At 66.1% G+C, this 3,071-nt stretch carries 2 protein-coding genes; both read left to right on the top strand.

Going from position 1 to position 3,071, the window contains the following annotated elements:
• Window positions 1–262: 262 nt before the first annotated feature.
• On the top strand, window positions 263–1,300 hold the full coding sequence (locus ACWF0M_RS38040; protein WP_452240629.1) for an App1 family protein: 1,038 nt from the start codon (window positions 263–265) through the stop codon (window positions 1,298–1,300).
• A gap of 60 nt (window positions 1,301–1,360) precedes the next feature.
• Window positions 1,361–2,653 (top strand): tyrosine--tRNA ligase, encoded by a 1,293-nt coding sequence (gene tyrS, locus ACWF0M_RS38045; RefSeq protein ID WP_452240630.1) that lies wholly within the window; start codon window positions 1,361–1,363, stop codon window positions 2,651–2,653.
• Window positions 2,654–3,071: the final 418 nt, after the last annotated feature.

Below are 3,071 nucleotides of genomic sequence, written 5' to 3' on the forward strand. Positions count from 1 at the left end.
CCGGGTTTTTGTCGTGGGCTGTTTCTTTTTTTTATACCCCCCGGGGTCTGGACTGAGGAGCGGAAGGAGCGAAGCGACTGGAGCGACGAGGGAAGACCGGGAGCAAAAGCCCCGGGACCCCCGCGCCGGAGGCGCGGCATTCAAGACGGTCATGGGTAGACGGTAGGAGATGCGACCGACAGTTCGTGAAGGACAGGTCAAAGGTGTCCGCGGACCGCGAGGGAGGGCGACTAGCGGACCGCGCTGCGGGTAGGTTTCTGGTATGGCCCGTCCGCACTACTCGTCCCGTCTCGAGGACTGGTTCAACGTCGGGGTGGCGACGATTCTCCGGCGTCGTGGCTGGCAGGAGCGGATCATCCCGCAGGTCGGTTACGGCACCACCGAATTCGTCCGCGTACTGGCCCGTGTCGTGCTGGGACGTGACCCCCGCAACCAGCCGCGGTACGACGAGGACCAGGTGGTGCGCGGCTGGCGCGCGTTCGTGACCGCGCCGGCGACCAAGGTGCCGGTGACCGTCACCGTCAGCGGGCAGACGTTCGACACCGTGACCGATCGCGGCGGGTTCATCGACCTGAATGTTCCGGTGGTGCTGCCGCCGGGCTGGCACGAAATCGTGCTCGGTGTGCACGGCGATCGCCAGGCGCGGGCGCGGATCTTCGTCCCGGATCCGGAGGCCGAGTTCGGTCTCGTCAGCGACATCGACGACACGGTCATCCTCACGATGCTGCCGCGTCCGATGATCGCGGCCTGGAACACGTTCGTCCGCGACGAGCAGGCGCGCCGCGTCGTACCGGGAATGGCCGGTCTGTACGAGGAGTTGCTGGCGGACCACCCCGGCGCACCGATGTTCTACCTCTCCACCGGGGCGTGGAACACCGCACCGACGCTGACTCGCTTCCTCGCACGGCACGGGTACCCACCGGGGCCGTTGTTGATGACGGACTGGGGACCGACGAACACCGGCTGGTTCCGCAGCGGCCAGGAGCACAAGCGGACCGCCCTGCGTCGGCTGGCTCGCGAGTTCCCCAACGTGCGCTGGGTGCTGGTCGGTGACGACGGCCAGCACGACCCCCAGCTGTACGGCGACTTCGCGCAGACCCATCCGGACCACGTGCTCGCCATCGGCATCCGCCAGCTCACCCCGGCCGAGCAGGTCCTGTCACACGGTCTACCGGTCCCTAACCCGGACCCTGGTGCCCACGACCCACAGCGTCCGACCGCGGTAACAGTGCAAGGCCCGGACGGACATGCGCTGCGTCCACAGCTCCGCTCGGTGCTGACGCGGCCCGAACCCACCTGAGTCGCCGTACCTCGCCGTACAGGACACTAGTGCTGACCGACGTACTCGAGGAGAGAACTAGTGACCGAACGCCGCACTCAGGTGCTTGACGACCTGGAGAGCCGTGGCCTGATCGCCCACTCCACCGATCCGGATGCCCTCCGGGCCTCGATGGCGGCGGGACCGATCACCTCGTATGTCGGCTTCGACCCCACCGCGCCCAGCCTGCACATGGGCAACCTGCTGCAGTTGCTGACGCTGCGACGGCTCCAGCTGGCCGGCCACAACCCGATCGGGCTCGTTGGTGGCGCCACAGGGTTGATCGGTGACCCCAAGGAGACGTCCGAGCGGGTGCTGAACCCGAAGGACATCGTCCACGAGTGGGTCGAGAAGGTCCGCGGCCAGGTGGAGAAGTTCGTCGACTTCGACGAGTCGCTGCCGAACCCGGCCCGGATCGTCAACAACTACGACTGGACCAAGGACCTCAACACCCTCGACTTCCTGCGGGACATCGGGAAGCACTTCCCGGTGAACCGGATGCTCGGCCGCGAAGTGGTGAAGGCGCGGCTGGAGCAGGGGATCAGCTACACGGAGTTCAGCTACGTGCTGCTGCAGTCGCTGGACTTCCTCGAGCTGTACCGGCGGCACAACTGCACGCTGCAGACCGGTGGCAGCGACCAGTGGGGGAACCTGACGGCCGGTGTCGAGCTCATCCGTCGTGCCGAGGCCGGCAAGGCGCATGCACTGGCGACGCCACTGGTGACCAAGGCCGACGGGACCAAATTCGGGAAGACCGAGTCCGGGACCGTGTGGCTGGACCGGGAGCTGACGTCGCCGTACGCGTTCTACCAGTTCTGGTTCAACAGCGACGACCGTGACGTGATGCAGCTGGTGCGGTTCTACACGTTCCGTACGGCGGAGGAACTGGCCGCCCTTGACGAGGCGACCGCTGATCGACCACAGGCACGGGAAGCGCAACGGGTGCTGGCCGAGGACGTGACGACCTTGGTCCATGGGGCCGAGGAGACTCGGCGAGTGCAGGAAGCCTCGAAGGCCCTGTTCGGCCAGGGGGAGCTGGCGTCACTGGACGGCTCCACGCTCGTGGCAGCACTACGCGAAGCACCGCACGTCGAGCTGGGCGCCGGCGAACCAATGCCGACGTACGGCGACCTGTTGGTGAAGTCTGGCCTGGTGGCGAGTAAGTCGGCCGCACGGCGGACGGTCGCCGAAGGTGGCGCGTACCTGAACAACGAGAAGGTGAAGGACGCGGAGTACGTGCCGGCCGCGGAGGATCTGCTGCCGGGCGGCGTGCTTGTGCTGCGGCGTGGGAAGCGTTCATTTGCAGGGGTTCTGGCGTCGCAGGTACAGGGCTGACGCACCGGTGCGGGGGTGGTCTCCACTCCCACATCCGGGTTGCCGAAGGCAAATTACAAGCCTGTGATTCAGCACACCGGGAGCCGATTTGACCGGTCACCTGCGAGCCACGTAATGTTCTTCTTGTTGGAGCGAAGCGCGGGACGCGAAAGCGGCCGGCCGCTCCGAACCCCCCAAGGCTAGAGCAGCCGAAACGTGTCTTCGGACTCGGGTCGGTCGACTGGACGCGGGTGGAGGGTCAGAAAAATTGGGTCTTGACTCGGTGGATCTGGTCCGGTAGAGTAACGCAGGTTGCCCCGGGAGCCTGGCTGCAAGGCCAAGCTGCGGTGTGCGTCCGATTCTTGAGAACTCAACAGCGTGCCGAAAGTCAATGCCGAAATTGAAGTATCCCCGTTCACGGGCATTGGGCGTCTTTCAT

The organism is Kribbella sp. NPDC055110, from assembly GCF_053607525.1.